The following is a 13,295-nucleotide window of genomic DNA, read 5'->3' on the forward strand; positions in this document are numbered from 1 at the left end:
GGCAAAAATGCCGTGCATGGATCTTATTTTGTTTTCTATTGTACAAATGTACTCAATAAAAATATCATTATATTCAATGATTCTAAAGCTTATAAAACAGGTAACCATTTATTTAAAATAAGAATTATCAATAAGATTTTTCCTTATTAATTTCTTCAATTAATTTAGAGATTAATAACTTTAGTGAGGCAGTGACCTCACTTTTTACAAATTCTCCATCTCCATTCAATTTACTGTCTGCTCCTGAAATCAATAATGTTCCACCCTCGAATACATTCGCATTTAACATACTTAAATTAAGCTGTAATGAATGGTGAGCATTTTCCCCATTGCCTGAAGCTGTAATGACTGCTACTGGTTTTGTATAGAGCTCCGCAGATGATACTAACCACTCTAACGCATTTTTCAAAACACCAGGAACTCCTTTTATATATTCAGGTGTACAGATAATGACTCCGTCCGCTCCCGAAAGCAATTCTCTGTATACTTGCACCTCTTCCGGTGGCTCGTCACCATCTAGCTCAGGATTAAAATGCGGAAGATTTTCAATGACATTGTATATTCCATAGTCAACTTTTTCGGGCATAAAGTGTTTTAAACTATGAAGTGTTTTTTGAGTTGACGATTGTTTCCGAATACTTCCTGACAATGCTACAAGATTAATTTTTGTTCCGATATGATTCCCTCCCATAATGATTGATATAAACATTATCTCAGTTTAAAAACGGTAATTCCATTTAACTGCTCTTTAAAATTCTTTTAAGCTCGTGATATTTTCTGTTATTCATCTTAATATATATCCAACTGAGAAGCTAAAATGTTATCAATTTTGACTTTATACACATTAATAAAGCCAAATCCGAACATTTGAAAAATATGTTAATATTTAGTAAAAACACATGCGGAAAGAATGTGGAAAGAATCACACTAAAATATCCTATAATTATCCAAAAACAAAAAAGTACCAAAGCTCCGAAAGCCTTGGTACTACCGGCATACGGCCCGGAGGAGTCGAACCTCCACGAGTTTAACCTCACTAAGCCCTCAACCTAGCAACAGATTCATTGTGCCGCAGGGACAATTGAGTCATATGAATGGGGGTAGGGTTATGATTAATCAATTGAGTGTACTTTCTAAAGATGTTCCGATAAAAGCGACGTCACGAAAAAAGTCAGTCCAACTAATCAGATGCCCCTTCACCTATTCACGCACTTCTTCTACAGTCCAACCAAAAGGATCAGGACCTGGTTGCCAAGTACCCGCGCGCTCTTCCTCTGTCATTAGACAACGATCTAATTCGGCTATGATCTTCTCCCGATTGAGCGCCACACCAATGAAAACTAATTTACTATGTCGATCTCCCACTTCTTGGTCCCATTCTTCTCGCAAGTTGGGATTTTCCACTAGAATCTTTTCTTGTTCTTCTGGTGGACGAGATGCCACCCAATAGGTGACAGGTTCTAATTGAACAGATGTGCCAGCTTGAGAAAACAACAAAGCTAAGTCATTATGTGTACCGCACCATATCAAACCTTTCGCTCGCACAATTTCTTTGGGCATCGAATCGCCCCAAGCGACAAACCGACTTGAATGAAAAGGCACTTTTCGTTCATAGACAAATGAGCCAATTCCATACTCTTCTGTCTCTGGCGTGTGTGCTTCTGGACCAGCGTTTAATTCCTTTAACCATCCAGCCGACTCACTCGCTTTTTCAAAATCAAATAAATTCGTATTTAAAATCTCACGAGGATTTACTTCTGCTTGTACAGAGCGAATGATCTTCGCTGAAGGCTGCAATGTACGTAACACACTTTCTAATTTAACAAGCTCTTGTTCACTCACCAAGTCACATTTATTTAAGATTAAGACATCGCAAAACTCAATTTGGTCAATTAGTAAATCGGCAATTTCCCGCTCGTCCTCTTCGCCAAGCGCTTGTTTACGATCAAGAAGGGAGTCACCCGAACGAAGTTCCGTCCAGAACCGATTGGCATCAACAACGGTGACCATTGTGTCTAATTTACAGAACCGTGTCAAGTCAATGTTCAGCTCCTCGTCAATATAGGAGAATGTTTGTGCAACTGGAACAGGTTCGCTAATCCCCGTCGATTCAATGACGATGTAATCGATGTCTCCTTGCTTTGCCAACTTTTCGACTTCGATTAAAAGGTCTTCGCGCAACGTACAGCAAATGCACCCATTCGACAACTCGACAAGCTTTTCTTCAGTTCTCGAAAAACCGGCACCTTGTTCAACTAAGTCTGCATCGATATTGACCTCACTCATGTCGTTGACAATGACGGCAACTTTTAAGCCGTCTCGGTTTTTTAATAGATGATTTAGCAAAGTTGTCTTCCCAGAACCTAAATACCCACTTAAGACCGTAACAGGAATTCGTTTCATTTAACTACCTCCACCATTGTTTTGTATTTATAAAGCTCTCCCTACTTCGTAATCATTCCGATTTATAAAAACGAAAAAGAAAAAAAGGCTACCAACTAGCTTTTTTCACTCCAGGTATTTGTCCCTTATGAGCAAGTTCACGGAAAGCAATTCGAGATAATTCAAAATCTCTAAGCACGCCTCTAGGTCTTCCTGTTACTCTACATCTTCTTGTTAGCCTTGAAGGAGAGGAGTCTCTTGGTAACTTAGACAATGCAACATAATCCCCCTTCTCCTTTAGCTCTTGACGCACTTTTGCGTAACGTTGAACAAGTTCTTGACGCTTCATCTCTTTGGCCACTTTCGATTTCTTTGCCATGTATCCTCACACCTTTATCCGTTTATTTTTCGCAAATCGTAATCATTACGAATTGTACCATTTTTATTTTCAAAATACAACGATCATCTTTTTTTAAAAAATCCCTTGCGTTTTTATTCAGCGTTCTCTATACTTTCACATAAATAATAATGATTACGATTTACTACTGTTACTTGGAGCTGATACGAATGCTTAGGAATGATTGTCAATCTTTTTTTAACACGCATTTAACGACAAAGAGACGCTATTCTTTTGTTTATGAGGACGTCTTACATCTAATGGATAGCGATTTTATCGTTGCCGAACTAATCGACTCTTCCGAAGACGAATTAAAAACCATTATTCCTATGATACAAACACTTGAACCTACACAAGAAAACATTCATCAATTCCTTCACCACTTTGCTACGATCTATGCGATAGGAAACGGGATTGTCTCTAATGACTAGGGGATTCTCGTGTTTGGCCATTTTCACTCCTCGTTTCAGTTGAATCACTGTATTCAATCAAAAAAAGAGGATCGTTAGCCAAAACCCTCCTGACTAACGATCCTCTCATGATCTACAAGCACAGCTCTTTTGTATCCACTAAATCAATTGAACATATTGTGGGTTCCCTGTAATAAACAGACCGCTTTTTAAGCGATACATCACCGACCCGTTAACGAGTAATCGTTCTGCGATCGTAAATACCTCGTTTTTTGATACGGTTGTGTACCTAGCTTGCCAATCAGGACGGTCATAGACCCATAACGTATCCGCAATGACACGTAACAGGCGTCCTTCGATTGGTGGCGCAGGGGTTGCCCCCTTCTTGTACATCTTGTTTAAATTGATCCCACGACTTCAGCAAATTCTCTGGACAGTTCTTCCCTGTCCACTTTTGGTGTGTCACCACATCATCAACCGAGAGGGATAATTCTTGCATCAATTGCTGCACGACAGAGATTGCGTTCGCTCTTGCTCTTTGGAAGTCTCCATCCTGATTGACACAAATTTCAATTCCAATTGAATTGTGGTTGCCTTCTCGCCCTGCATGCCAGCCCACTTCATTAAAAGGCAAATGCTGAATCGCCTCTCGATCATCGATTGTAATATGCCATGACACCTGCCTAGCGATGGCATCTTGCCCCTTTACGTAAATCGCATGCATCGCGGCGTTTGCGCCAACCGATCGATTCCCCGTTTCATGAATCGTTAGATACGATGGATCAAGGAAGGTTTGCGGACGGTTTGCGTTCGATACAGGAATAAGATCTTGTTTAAGTTCCATTACTGATTCCCCCTATTTTGTCTATGTGCGGTGCGTTCCAATTCCCTGATGGCGTCCGTTAAATTCTCAATCCGCTTTTCAAACCGGATAAGCAAATAGACGGCTACCACTGTAGGAAACCCGAAATTCCCAAGCAAAATGGCCCAATCAGGTAAATGATTCATGAGGTTCCTCCTTTCCCACTCTTAATGAAGAAAGAGAAGCAAAAGCAACAATAACAACCAAAAAATCAACTAATTTTATGGTAAATTTTGATAAAAGGATACGAAGGCAACAGAAACATACAACTCGACTTTTTTGAATCAGAGAAAGAGGGACTAGTAAGGCATTTCCTTCAACTGAACCGGAAGTAATCGATGTTCATTGCAGAAATAAATGAACTGTAACCTTAGGAGGAGTCGGAGCACAGCGTTTACCCCTATTTTCTATGTGGCCCTCGTATTCATGACAATGGCCGTTGCACTAAATGTACGACGTTTATTGAAACGAGGGAGTTTCATCTTAGCGATTCTTGCCATTGCGACTTTTATTACTGCCATTTTCTTCGTTGTCACATTACCGATTTTTGATTTTTGATAGGTGAGTGATTTGCTCAAGAGAATACGAAAAAAGCCAGTTTTCCATTGTTGAATGAAAACTGGCTTTCCTGTAAAATCTATTCTTTTTGCTCTTTCTTTCTTGTTTTAAGGATCAAAAGCAAGGTGCTAGAGACGATGATAAGAAACATGCCCCATAAGGTATTCTGTAAATAATCTGTGGAAGTATCGGGGAGCTTTCCTCCTTCATTCTCTTCCTTTACACTCTCACCATCAAGTGTTTCATTATTCATATATCGGTACACGGGTACTTCATCACCTACATTAACAGGGATTATGTTATAAGTGACATAGCTATCTTCTGACTCTGGTTCAAGGGCCAAAGCAATGATGTTAGCCGACGTCTGGTTCATTTCAAAAACATAGCTGCCCTCAGGGAAAAACCTTGTTTCTTCTTTTATCTCAGTTTCAACTTTGTTAATGATATGACCTTCCTCGACCTTGTCCCCTATTTGCTGATCGGTAACCGTATAGCTCTCCACTGTCAATTCCTGTGGTTCATTCAGTGTTTTTACTTCAACGCCATGTATTTCAAGCTTTTCAACAACATGGTGGTAAGCCGGAGGCAACAGATAGGCTTTTGGACGGATACGCTCCAAGGTTGGTTCGGCATGAGTCGCACTTAGGTAAGTAGTCGGAACTTCTACAACCTCTCCGGTAGCTATGTCGAGAACCTCAAGCGACTTTTCAAGTTCTTTTAGCGTGTTCGTGATCACGATTGTATCCTTGTCATCTGTGGATTCACCTTTGCGAACAAGTTCTTCTCTCTCTTGAGCAACAATTGCTTTGACGTCTTCTTTGTTTTCAACAGTTGTTCTTAAAAAACTCTCGATGGCAACCACTTGCGAATGCACTCGACGTTCGAAGCCCTCACGACCAAATCGGTCTCCTCTCCCTTCAAGTAAGAACGTGAAGCTCGGCAAAAGCCCTGCAATTTCCTTTTCAAAACGTGGTGATGCATTTCCTTCTGTCACAGTGATTTGACCAGTTTCTTTATTGTAATCTTCCGGAAAAGAAACATATGTATCAGTCGAGTACCCCATTTCTTCTAAATACTCAAACGCATTAGGAATAAACAGATCATCCGCCATCTCTCGAATCGATGCCGGGATATTTAAGTTATATCCCTTCGCAAGAAGAAAATCGTGGTAAGGCGCTCCGCCTTCTTCTCCTAAATCGGCAAAAGCATCCCAATTTCGATGCCCGTACTCATGAGAAGTCAGAAATACCTCAGGTTGAAAACGTTGAAGCGCTTGATTCATTACCTTTGTTTCTGGCAAGTCTACTTTCATATGATCCCGGTTAATCCACAGACCCCGTGCACTTCCAAATTGATAATAATGAGATCCATCCGGGTTCACGCGAGGGACTATAATCACGTTGATCTCTTTAAGTATGTCTTCGCCCAGTTGACCTGTGGCAAGTTGTTGAGCTGTTACGAGAGCAGCTTCACCTGCACCGGCCTCACTTCCGTGAACTTGTGCTTCCAACCAAACTGTTGGCTTGCTGTTAAAATCCTCTGACTCTTCACTGTCACTCGTTGTAAAAAGAAGAAGCGGTATTTCACGACCCTCCTGGGAGTATCCGGCGATTTCCATCTGCATCAGATCACTTTTGTGGTCTAATTCATTTAAGAACGCCATCATTTCCTCTGTTGTTGTGAAGTCCCACTTCTCATCTTGAAACCCCGGCGTATCGTATCCGACACCAGGGTCGGGATACAAGTTCAAAATATGCTTGGGTTGTTCGATACTTTGGCCAAAATAAGGTACATACGTATGAGGGATCGTTGCATCCGTTTTTTGCCCCGCTGCAGGAGGTCCATCAATGACATACCCCGAAGAATCATTTTCTTGTACTTCTGCATTGGCGATCGAAGGGATTAGAAGAAGTACGACAGATGATAGAAATGGAACGAGCTTGCTTTTGGACATGTAACACACACTTCCTTTCAAGTACTAAAGTAATTATTGATCGTTTAATAGTAATTTCAAAAAATTCTGATGTCAACTCGCTTTAATCTAATAATCGACTCGTTTCATCGCTTAAACTCTTGCCACACTTTGGTCTTTAAGAAAATAAAATAAATATTTTAATAAAGATTTCGATGTTCAATTCGACAAAATCAGCTAGATTTAGCGCTATTCGCACACTTCTAGCTTTTTTGCTACCAAACCCCATTTTTCATTGACTCCAACTACCAAAATCGAACGTTCGTCCAGAATGATCCAATTCTGATACATCATGTTTACGTTATACGGTTTGGTTTAATAGAGTATCTTCAGAAAAAGAACTGGCTTCTTCATCATATGGTTCCGGTTCAAAATCACCAGGACTTCATTCATGTTAAATGTCAGAGGTATCAACAAGAAAAAGCCGATCAGCGAAGATCGGCTTTTTCTTATTTACCTGCATTTAATTGGTTAACTCATCGAGACTAAATGTGAATAACGCATTGTTAATCAAGCCCGTAGCGGCTGTCCCTGCTTTCACGCGAATGTATTGTTCATCTTCTATATAACTTGTATACACGACTGTGCCCGTCACTTCTTCACCCGGGGCAAGACTTCCTTTAATGCTTTCCGCTTCGTACTCTTCATAATACTCGGCTTGGTCACCTGTACCAGATCCTTCTAGGTGAGCCGTATACTCGAACAGCCCCGCATTTTCTTTTGCATCAATTTCTTCATCGCCGATGTTCTTAATTGTAATCGAAGCAACCACATAGGCGTCTAAATCTGACGGTTCCCCATCCACTTCCTCCACCATGTCCACGCTGTTTAATGTAAATTCAAATGAAGAGATGTTGCTGTGCATGACGGCTGTATCGCCAACACCAAGCTCCATTTGATCTTCTCCTTGTTCTTCATTGTTTTCATTCTCCTCCGCCTCGTCATCGATCGTTCCCTCTTCTGTCGCGGCGTCCTCTTGAGCTGGTGCTTCTTGATTGTTTTCTCCATCTTCTGAATCACTACACGCCGCGAACACAAGGGAAACCCCAACCATTGTCGCAACAAGCGTTGATGCTTTTTTCATATGTATGTTCATCCTCTCGATATGTCGTTCTTTAATGATATAACCGAATCCTCAATCTTTAAACAGCAAAAATACCTCTCTACCAGGACTATTAAACGATCAAGCTCCCCCGCCTTTTTTCACCTTATTATAGGAGATTCCCCCATCAAATCGGACAAATTATGTGAAATACCCAATTTCTTTCCTAGCTAGTTGTCCTCAAGGAATCTTTGATGTACACTTAGATCACGTTTTTACACAACAGAAATTAACATTTTATTGGAGGTTTTCCCATGTGTGGGTTTATCGGTGAGTTGTTGCATCATGCCAACAACCATACATCTGAAGAACGATGGAGTGAATCGCTTGAAGCCATTCACCATCGTGGACCTGATAGCACAGGCAATTACCAGGATAGCTTTGTTCGACTGGGTTTTAAACGGTTGAGCATTATCGATATAGAACACGGACATCAACCCCTTTCCTATGAAAACGGTCGATATCAGATTATTTTTAATGGTGAAATCTATAATTATGTGGAGCTTAAAGCGGAGCTGACCGAAAGAGGCTACCTTTTCGAAACCGATTCTGACACGGAAGTATTGCTCGCTCTTTATGCGTTTGAAGGAAAAGAATCGGTCAAAAAGCTAAGAGGCATGTTTGCGTTCGCCATATGGGATACTGAAAAAGGCGAACTTTTTTGTGCCCGTGATCCCTTTGGCATTAAACCGTTCTACTATGTAAAAGACGAGGAGCGCTTTTTCTTTGCCTCAGAATTAAAATCGATCAATCCGATTTTAGACGAGCAAGCGATTGTGCATGAGTCGTTACAACATTATACAACGTTTCAGTTCGTGCCAGAACCACGTGCCTTAACAAAGAACGTGCATAAGCTTTTGCCAGGCCATACATTAACGATTACGAATCAATTAGATGAAACGATTAAACCCTATGCAACGCGCTCATTCAAACCAAAAACGGGAATTGATCCTTCCCAACTTGCCAAAATGACGAAAGCGCTCTTGCGCGATTCCGTTGCGAAACATATGCGTTCTGACGTACCGGTAGGCGCTTTTCTATCGAGTGGAATTGACTCCACCTCGATTGTCGCGTTAGCAAAAGAGCTCCACCCTAACTTAAAAACATTCACTGTCGGGTTCGGAAATGAAGGGTTCAGTGAAATTGACATCGCGAAAGACACAGCGGCGAAACTCGGCGTTGAAAACATTAGCAAAGTCATTACACCTGAAGAATTTATCCAAGAGCTGCCTAATATCATTTGGCACATGGACGAGCCTGTCGCTGACCCAGCAGCAGTCCCGCTTTATTTTGTCGCCAAAGAAGCAAGCAAACACGTAAAAGTAGTCCTCTCTGGTGAAGGGGCAGACGAACTGTTTGGCGGATATAATATATACCGCGAACCGATCGACTTGGCCTGGTTTAAACGAATTCCGATGGGACTTCACAAACCATTAAATGGTCTATTTCATCAACTACCTGGCGCTGTGAAGGGACGAAACTACTTCATTCGTGGAACAACGCCGATTGAAACACGTTACATTGGCAACGCCTTTATTTTTTCAGAAGCAGAAAAAGCGCAGTTGTTTAAACACTATGATCCTACTATGCCTTATACGGATATAACCAAACCACTTTATCAAGACATACCGAATTATGATGAATCAACAAAAATGCAGTACATTGACATGCATACGTGGTTACCAGGTGACATTCTCGTGAAAGCCGATCGTATGACGATGGCACACTCGATTGAACTACGGGTTCCATTTTTAGACAAAGACATCTTTGCCTTTGCCCGTACGATTGAACGTGACGCCAAGCTCAAAAACAAGACTACGAAGCACGTCCTACGTGAAGCGATGAAGGAATACATTCCATCTACCATCGTTCCACGAAAGAAACTAGGCTTTCCTGTCCCAATTCGCCACTGGCTCAAGAACGAAATGTATGACTGGACCAAAACACTAATTAAAGAAAGCAAAACAGCAAGCACCTACTTCCACACCGACTTCTTGTTAAACTTGCTTGAAGACCACGCAGCCGGAAAAGCCGATAACAGCCGCAAGCTCTGGACGATTATCTGCTTTATTCTCTGGCACCAAGTGCACGTGGAAAAGAGCGTAACGAGCCCAAACCAAATTGTCAACATGATGCGGGTGACAAAGGAAGAACGTGAAGAAGTAGACGCATTATAGAAAACAGAGAACAGTAAAAAGCGCATGAGGCAATTCTCATGCGCTTTTTTTCTATTTCCTTTCGAGTTCAAACAAAAAAAGGACCCCTTCCGAAGAAGAGGTCCTCTGTTTATTAACCAAGAAGTTGAAGAACTTGTTGTGGAGCTTGGTTCGCTTGTGCAAGCATGGATTGTGATGCTTGAGACAAGATGTTTTGCTTTGTGAACTCCATGATTTCCTTCGCCATGTCAACGTCACGGATACGTGATTCAGCAGCAGTAAGGTTTTCAGAAGTGTTTTCTAAGTTAGAGATTGTATGCTCTAAACGGTTTTGAGTAGCACCTAATTTAGAACGCTCTGAAGATACTTTATCAATTGCTCCTTGAATGGCTGTGATTGCTTCACTAGCATTTTCAGAATTAGATACGTCCACCCCTTTTGTGGTCGCTACTGCGCCGCCCTCAAGTTGTTGATCTGCAGCTAGTACAAGTTCTCCGTCCTGGTAATAACCAGCTACTGTAGCTGGTGAAGCTTCAACTGGTGGAGTAGCATCAGGATCTGCTTCAACTGCATCCGCTGCTGCTTGCCATGTACCAATAGTAGTTCCATCTGCATCAACAATTGTAGTGCCATCTTCACTAGCCGTTGTTGTAGTAGCAACACCTAATGCTTCTCCGCTCATATTATTAATTGAAATGGAGATGTTTTGTCCTTCGTTTGCTCCAATATGGAATTTAACGTTTGAAGCCGTGCCGTCGATTAGAGCTTTATTGTTAAATTGTGTGTCATTAGAAATGCGGCTAATTTCTTTAGCAAGCTCATCTACTTCTTTTTGAATTTCTTCACGATCAGTTCCTTCGTTTGTATCATTTGAAGCTTGAACAGCTAGTTCACGCATACGTTGAAGGATACTATGTGTTTCATTTAGTCCGCCTTCTGCCGTTTGAATTAAAGAAATACCATCTTGAGCGTTACGGCTCGCTTGATCAAGCCCACGAACTTGAGCACGCATTTTTTCAGAAATTGCAAGACCTGCTGCGTCATCGCCAGCACGGTTGATGCGAAGACCTGAAGATAGTTTTTCTTGAGCTTTTGCAGCCATTCCTTGGTTCACACCAAGTTGACGGTGAGCGTTCATTGCGCTCATATTGTTGTTGATAATCATTACTTGAACACATCCTTATCGTTGTTTTACCTCATCCTTGAGGATTTATATTCAAACTCGCCGAAGCGAAGGTTTGACCCTACTCTTTTTTCGTGCTCTCTTTACGCCAGATCGATACTTCTTTGATCCGAAGCTTTACGAGGTTCCCTTCGTTTTCAATAACAGGAATCATCAATTCTTCGTTGACTACGATTGATTCACTGATACGTGTTTGAAGGATTAATCCTCTTTGGCATGGCTTTTTCTACTTCATGCCATATATGATCGCTTTCTTGGCTTTTTTGCTTCTGTTTCTTTTATCGACACCTTTTTTAATATGTTTATAGTTTATTAGAATTAATTTGATGATTTTTACCACACTACGTTAATCCACACCTCGTAAAGTAGGATGTTTTCATGCATCAACCACGTAGAAAATTGCTTTTTTAACGAAACTGAATGATTCAGAAACGATTAAATGGCTTGAACCCGACAGAGATCAAGCCACTTATCGCCTATTTTCTTTTCATGTATTCCTAGTAATACGCTCTCCCAATACTTACAGCGATTTATAGATCCAATTTTTCCTCTTAAATCGATCATCAACTAGGGCAAACGCGAGCGCTGTCACCACACCGTACACAATGACTCCACTCCATAGCTCGAATTGTTCTCCATAAGGCCTACTTACTAGGAGTGAATCAATCAATACGATTATCAACAAGATGATGAACGCTACACCTGCATGAAGCAAAAGAGAAAGCCAAAGAACGAGCTTTTTATTTACAAAAATCAGAAATAATCGAAGCAGGAGTTCCAAAAATCAAAACAACGGACTCATGTAGAGAAAGACGCCCAAGCCATTCCTAAAAAGGGCTGAGTAAAAAAAGACGATTCCACTTAGAAACGACATGCTTATGATCACAATCACACCAACGATTCATTTCCTTAAAAGTAAAACCGCCACGCTTGATTCAATCTTTGCTACTTTTCCAGGTCGTATAAGCGGTTGTAAAAACGGCGGCAACTAGAAACACTAACCACCCAGGATGCCAGGCATTCCAAATAAAACCGATTGCCAGAAAAATAACAGCGGCCACTGGCCAAATCACCGCATGAATCCAGCTATGTTTGCTCGATTCCTCATATTGTTCATATTCCTTTACATATTCCTCATTGTTGGCAATCAATCGTTCGCCCTCCATTGCCGACCCTGCGATAATAAACAAGTACACAGCACATGCCCATATTAGCGGCATTAGTGCTAAGAGGGGATCTCTGTCTGCATGACCTGTGTCGTTAGTCAAAAAAGGTATCCCAAAACTAACTATAATGATCACAATTCCGGTGACGATTAATAATCCATACCTTTTTCGATTGGCCATGCTTTTCTGTCTAAAATCTTGAATAAACGAATCATCAAAAATTAACGGTTGTGTTTCAAGTTCCTTGTACGCTTTTACGCTAAATCCTTGCCACACCAAGATGCCCACTCCACTAGCAACAACCATCATAAACAACACATAGCTAAATGTTTCTTGAACATACATAGGGAGTAAGATCGAAGCTATAAGAATAGCCACTCCAACTGCGATTCTTTTTGCGCCCTGCTTCTTATTTAAAAGATAGGCTTCCACAACTTCCTGACTGGCATAGTACCCTTCCTCAGTTGTTCCATGTGCTCCAAAGGGCTGACCTTCACCCTTTAATAGGTAATCGAGCGAAACCTGGAATAACCTGCTCATTTTCACCAGTTTTTCTGTTTCCGGAAAGCCTTGTCCGTTCTCCCATTTACTTACCGCTTGTCTGGAGACTTGAAGCCTTTCAGCAAATTCTTCTTGGGACCATCCTTTTTGTGCTCTCAGCTTTTTTAGTTTTTGATAAAATTCCATTCTCTTCACCTCACCCTTATCGTAAACCGACAGCCATGATCCTTCTACCTATCAGAGGTTGCAACCTTGCTATTTACAGTTGCACTTTCTCTTTTTTTTGCGTAGCATCGTGATTTTTCTGGTTGCAATCACGCGTTAAGTGCGTTTTGCAGTGAGCTAGCCATTCCGTAACAGACCCATGATATACGCTTATTTTATACTATTTTCTTACCAAATCGTTTAAACTTTCTTATGTTCATATGTACTAATCATATAACTATTCCATTTACAAAACATTGCCACAATTAGACTTATCATCTTTTTGTCTGTATGATCTTTGTCTGCATCATCTAATTTTTTAAGGAGCACTAAAAATTAGGATTCCTCGGTTGCAACAATCTAGAAGAAATATGAAAACGTTAGCATGCTATACTTTATTCC

Annotated in this window: 12 protein-coding genes; 3 read left to right on the forward strand and 9 right to left on the reverse strand. The window is 41.0% G+C overall.

The genetic code is table 11. The annotated features are described in order from the left end of the window. Window positions 1–127: 127 nt before the first annotated feature. The 3 genes from BK584_RS12060 to rpsN all read right to left on the reverse strand — a co-directional run bounded on the left by BK584_RS12060 (window position 128) and on the right by rpsN (window position 2,761). Window positions 128–709 carry an NADPH-dependent FMN reductase gene (locus BK584_RS12060; RefSeq protein WP_245808846.1) on the reverse strand — a complete coding sequence of 194 codons (582 nt, stop codon included), beginning with the start codon at window positions 707–709 and terminating at the stop codon, window positions 128–130. Between the two features lie 491 nt (window positions 710–1,200). Further along, entirely contained in the window at window positions 1,201–2,403 is a 1,203-nt protein-coding gene (locus BK584_RS12065; protein WP_078392836.1) for a GTP-binding protein, read from the reverse strand. An 88-nt stretch (window positions 2,404–2,491) separates the two neighbouring features. Next, a complete protein-coding gene (gene rpsN, locus BK584_RS12070) occupies window positions 2,492–2,761 on the reverse strand; it encodes a 30S ribosomal protein S14 (protein WP_078392837.1) in 270 nt (89 codons plus the stop codon). Between the two features lie 188 nt (window positions 2,762–2,949). Here rpsN and BK584_RS12075 point away from each other — a divergent pair, with 188 nt between their 5' ends. Further along, window positions 2,950–3,210, forward strand: a complete 261-nt coding sequence (locus BK584_RS12075) for a hypothetical protein (protein WP_078392838.1) — start codon at window positions 2,950–2,952, stop codon at window positions 3,208–3,210. Window positions 3,211–3,499: 289 nt separating this feature from the next. Here the strand turns inward: BK584_RS12075 and BK584_RS12080 are convergent, their stop codons facing one another. Together BK584_RS12080 and BK584_RS12085 are read right to left on the reverse strand one after the other, a co-directional pair. Then, window positions 3,500–4,033 (reverse strand): peptidoglycan recognition protein family protein, encoded by a 534-nt coding sequence (locus tag BK584_RS12080; RefSeq protein ID WP_245808847.1) that lies wholly within the window; start codon window positions 4,031–4,033, stop codon window positions 3,500–3,502. Next, window positions 4,033–4,197, reverse strand: a complete 165-nt coding sequence (locus BK584_RS12085; protein ID WP_078392839.1) for a YvrJ family protein — start codon at window positions 4,195–4,197, stop codon at window positions 4,033–4,035. The genes BK584_RS12080 and BK584_RS12085 overlap by 1 nt, the downstream gene beginning before the upstream one ends. A gap of 280 nt (window positions 4,198–4,477) precedes the next feature. On the opposite strand from BK584_RS12085, the gene BK584_RS25375 reads away from it, so the two are divergent. After that, the gene (locus tag BK584_RS25375) at window positions 4,478–4,609 is read left to right on the forward strand and encodes a hypothetical protein (RefSeq protein ID WP_281255753.1); all 132 of its coding nucleotides are present in this window, start codon (window positions 4,478–4,480) and stop codon (window positions 4,607–4,609) included. Between the two features lie 79 nt (window positions 4,610–4,688). Here BK584_RS25375 and BK584_RS12090 read toward each other — a convergent pair whose 3' ends face one another. Together BK584_RS12090 and BK584_RS12095 are read right to left on the reverse strand one after the other, a co-directional pair. Then, window positions 4,689–6,563: a M14 family zinc carboxypeptidase gene (locus tag BK584_RS12090; RefSeq protein ID WP_078392840.1), complete on the reverse strand. Its 1,875-nt coding sequence runs from the start codon at window positions 6,561–6,563 to the stop codon at window positions 4,689–4,691. A gap of 481 nt (window positions 6,564–7,044) precedes the next feature. Then, the gene (locus BK584_RS12095) at window positions 7,045–7,665 is read right to left on the reverse strand and encodes a DUF4352 domain-containing protein (RefSeq protein ID WP_169871229.1); all 621 of its coding nucleotides are present in this window, start codon (window positions 7,663–7,665) and stop codon (window positions 7,045–7,047) included. Window positions 7,666–7,937: 272 nt separating this feature from the next. Here BK584_RS12095 and asnB point away from each other — a divergent pair, with 272 nt between their 5' ends. Continuing rightward, the gene (gene asnB / locus BK584_RS12100) at window positions 7,938–9,860 is read left to right on the forward strand and encodes an asparagine synthase (glutamine-hydrolyzing) (RefSeq protein WP_078392842.1); all 1,923 of its coding nucleotides are present in this window, start codon (window positions 7,938–7,940) and stop codon (window positions 9,858–9,860) included. 112 nt (window positions 9,861–9,972) lie between these two features. On the opposite strand, the gene BK584_RS12105 is transcribed toward asnB, so the two are convergent. Both BK584_RS12105 and BK584_RS12115 read right to left on the reverse strand, forming a co-directional pair. After that, window positions 9,973–11,004: a flagellin N-terminal helical domain-containing protein gene (locus tag BK584_RS12105; RefSeq protein ID WP_078392843.1), complete on the reverse strand. Its 1,032-nt coding sequence runs from the start codon at window positions 11,002–11,004 to the stop codon at window positions 9,973–9,975. Window positions 11,005–11,957: 953 nt separating this feature from the next. Then, the gene (locus tag BK584_RS12115; RefSeq protein ID WP_078392845.1) at window positions 11,958–12,875 is read right to left on the reverse strand and encodes a helix-turn-helix domain-containing protein; all 918 of its coding nucleotides are present in this window, start codon (window positions 12,873–12,875) and stop codon (window positions 11,958–11,960) included. Between the last annotated feature and the right edge of the window lie 420 nt (window positions 12,876–13,295).

It is taken from the genome of Shouchella patagoniensis (assembly GCF_002019705.1).
Lineage (GTDB): Bacteria > Bacillota > Bacilli > Bacillales > Bacillaceae_D > Shouchella > Shouchella patagoniensis.

Bases quoted from the DNA above. Each gene is read 5' to 3' on its own strand.
- BK584_RS12105 (WP_078392843.1), bottom strand. From the start codon at position 11,004: ATGATTATCAACAACAATATGAGCGCAATGAACGCTCACCGTCAACTT.
- BK584_RS12085 (WP_078392839.1), bottom strand. From the start codon at position 4,197: ATGAATCATTTACCTGATTGGGCCATTTTGCTTGGGAATTTCGGGTTT.
- BK584_RS12095 (WP_169871229.1), bottom strand. From the start codon at position 7,665: ATGAAAAAAGCATCAACGCTTGTTGCGACAATGGTTGGGGTTTCCCTT.
- BK584_RS25375 (WP_281255753.1), top strand. From the start codon at position 4,478: ATGACAATGGCCGTTGCACTAAATGTACGACGTTTATTGAAACGAGGG.
- BK584_RS12080 (WP_245808847.1), bottom strand. From the start codon at position 4,033: ATGGAACTTAAACAAGATCTTATTCCTGTATCGAACGCAAACCGTCCG.
- asnB (WP_078392842.1), top strand. From the start codon at position 7,938: ATGTGTGGGTTTATCGGTGAGTTGTTGCATCATGCCAACAACCATACA.
- BK584_RS12065 (WP_078392836.1), bottom strand. From the start codon at position 2,403: ATGAAACGAATTCCTGTTACGGTCTTAAGTGGGTATTTAGGTTCTGGG.
- BK584_RS12115 (WP_078392845.1), bottom strand. From the start codon at position 12,875: ATGGAATTTTATCAAAAACTAAAAAAGCTGAGAGCACAAAAAGGATGG.
- BK584_RS12060 (WP_245808846.1), bottom strand. From the start codon at position 709: ATGTTTATATCAATCATTATGGGAGGGAATCATATCGGAACAAAAATT.
- BK584_RS12090 (WP_078392840.1), bottom strand. From the start codon at position 6,563: ATGTCCAAAAGCAAGCTCGTTCCATTTCTATCATCTGTCGTACTTCTT.
- BK584_RS12075 (WP_078392838.1), top strand. From the start codon at position 2,950: ATGCTTAGGAATGATTGTCAATCTTTTTTTAACACGCATTTAACGACA.
- rpsN (WP_078392837.1), bottom strand. From the start codon at position 2,761: ATGGCAAAGAAATCGAAAGTGGCCAAAGAGATGAAGCGTCAAGAACTT.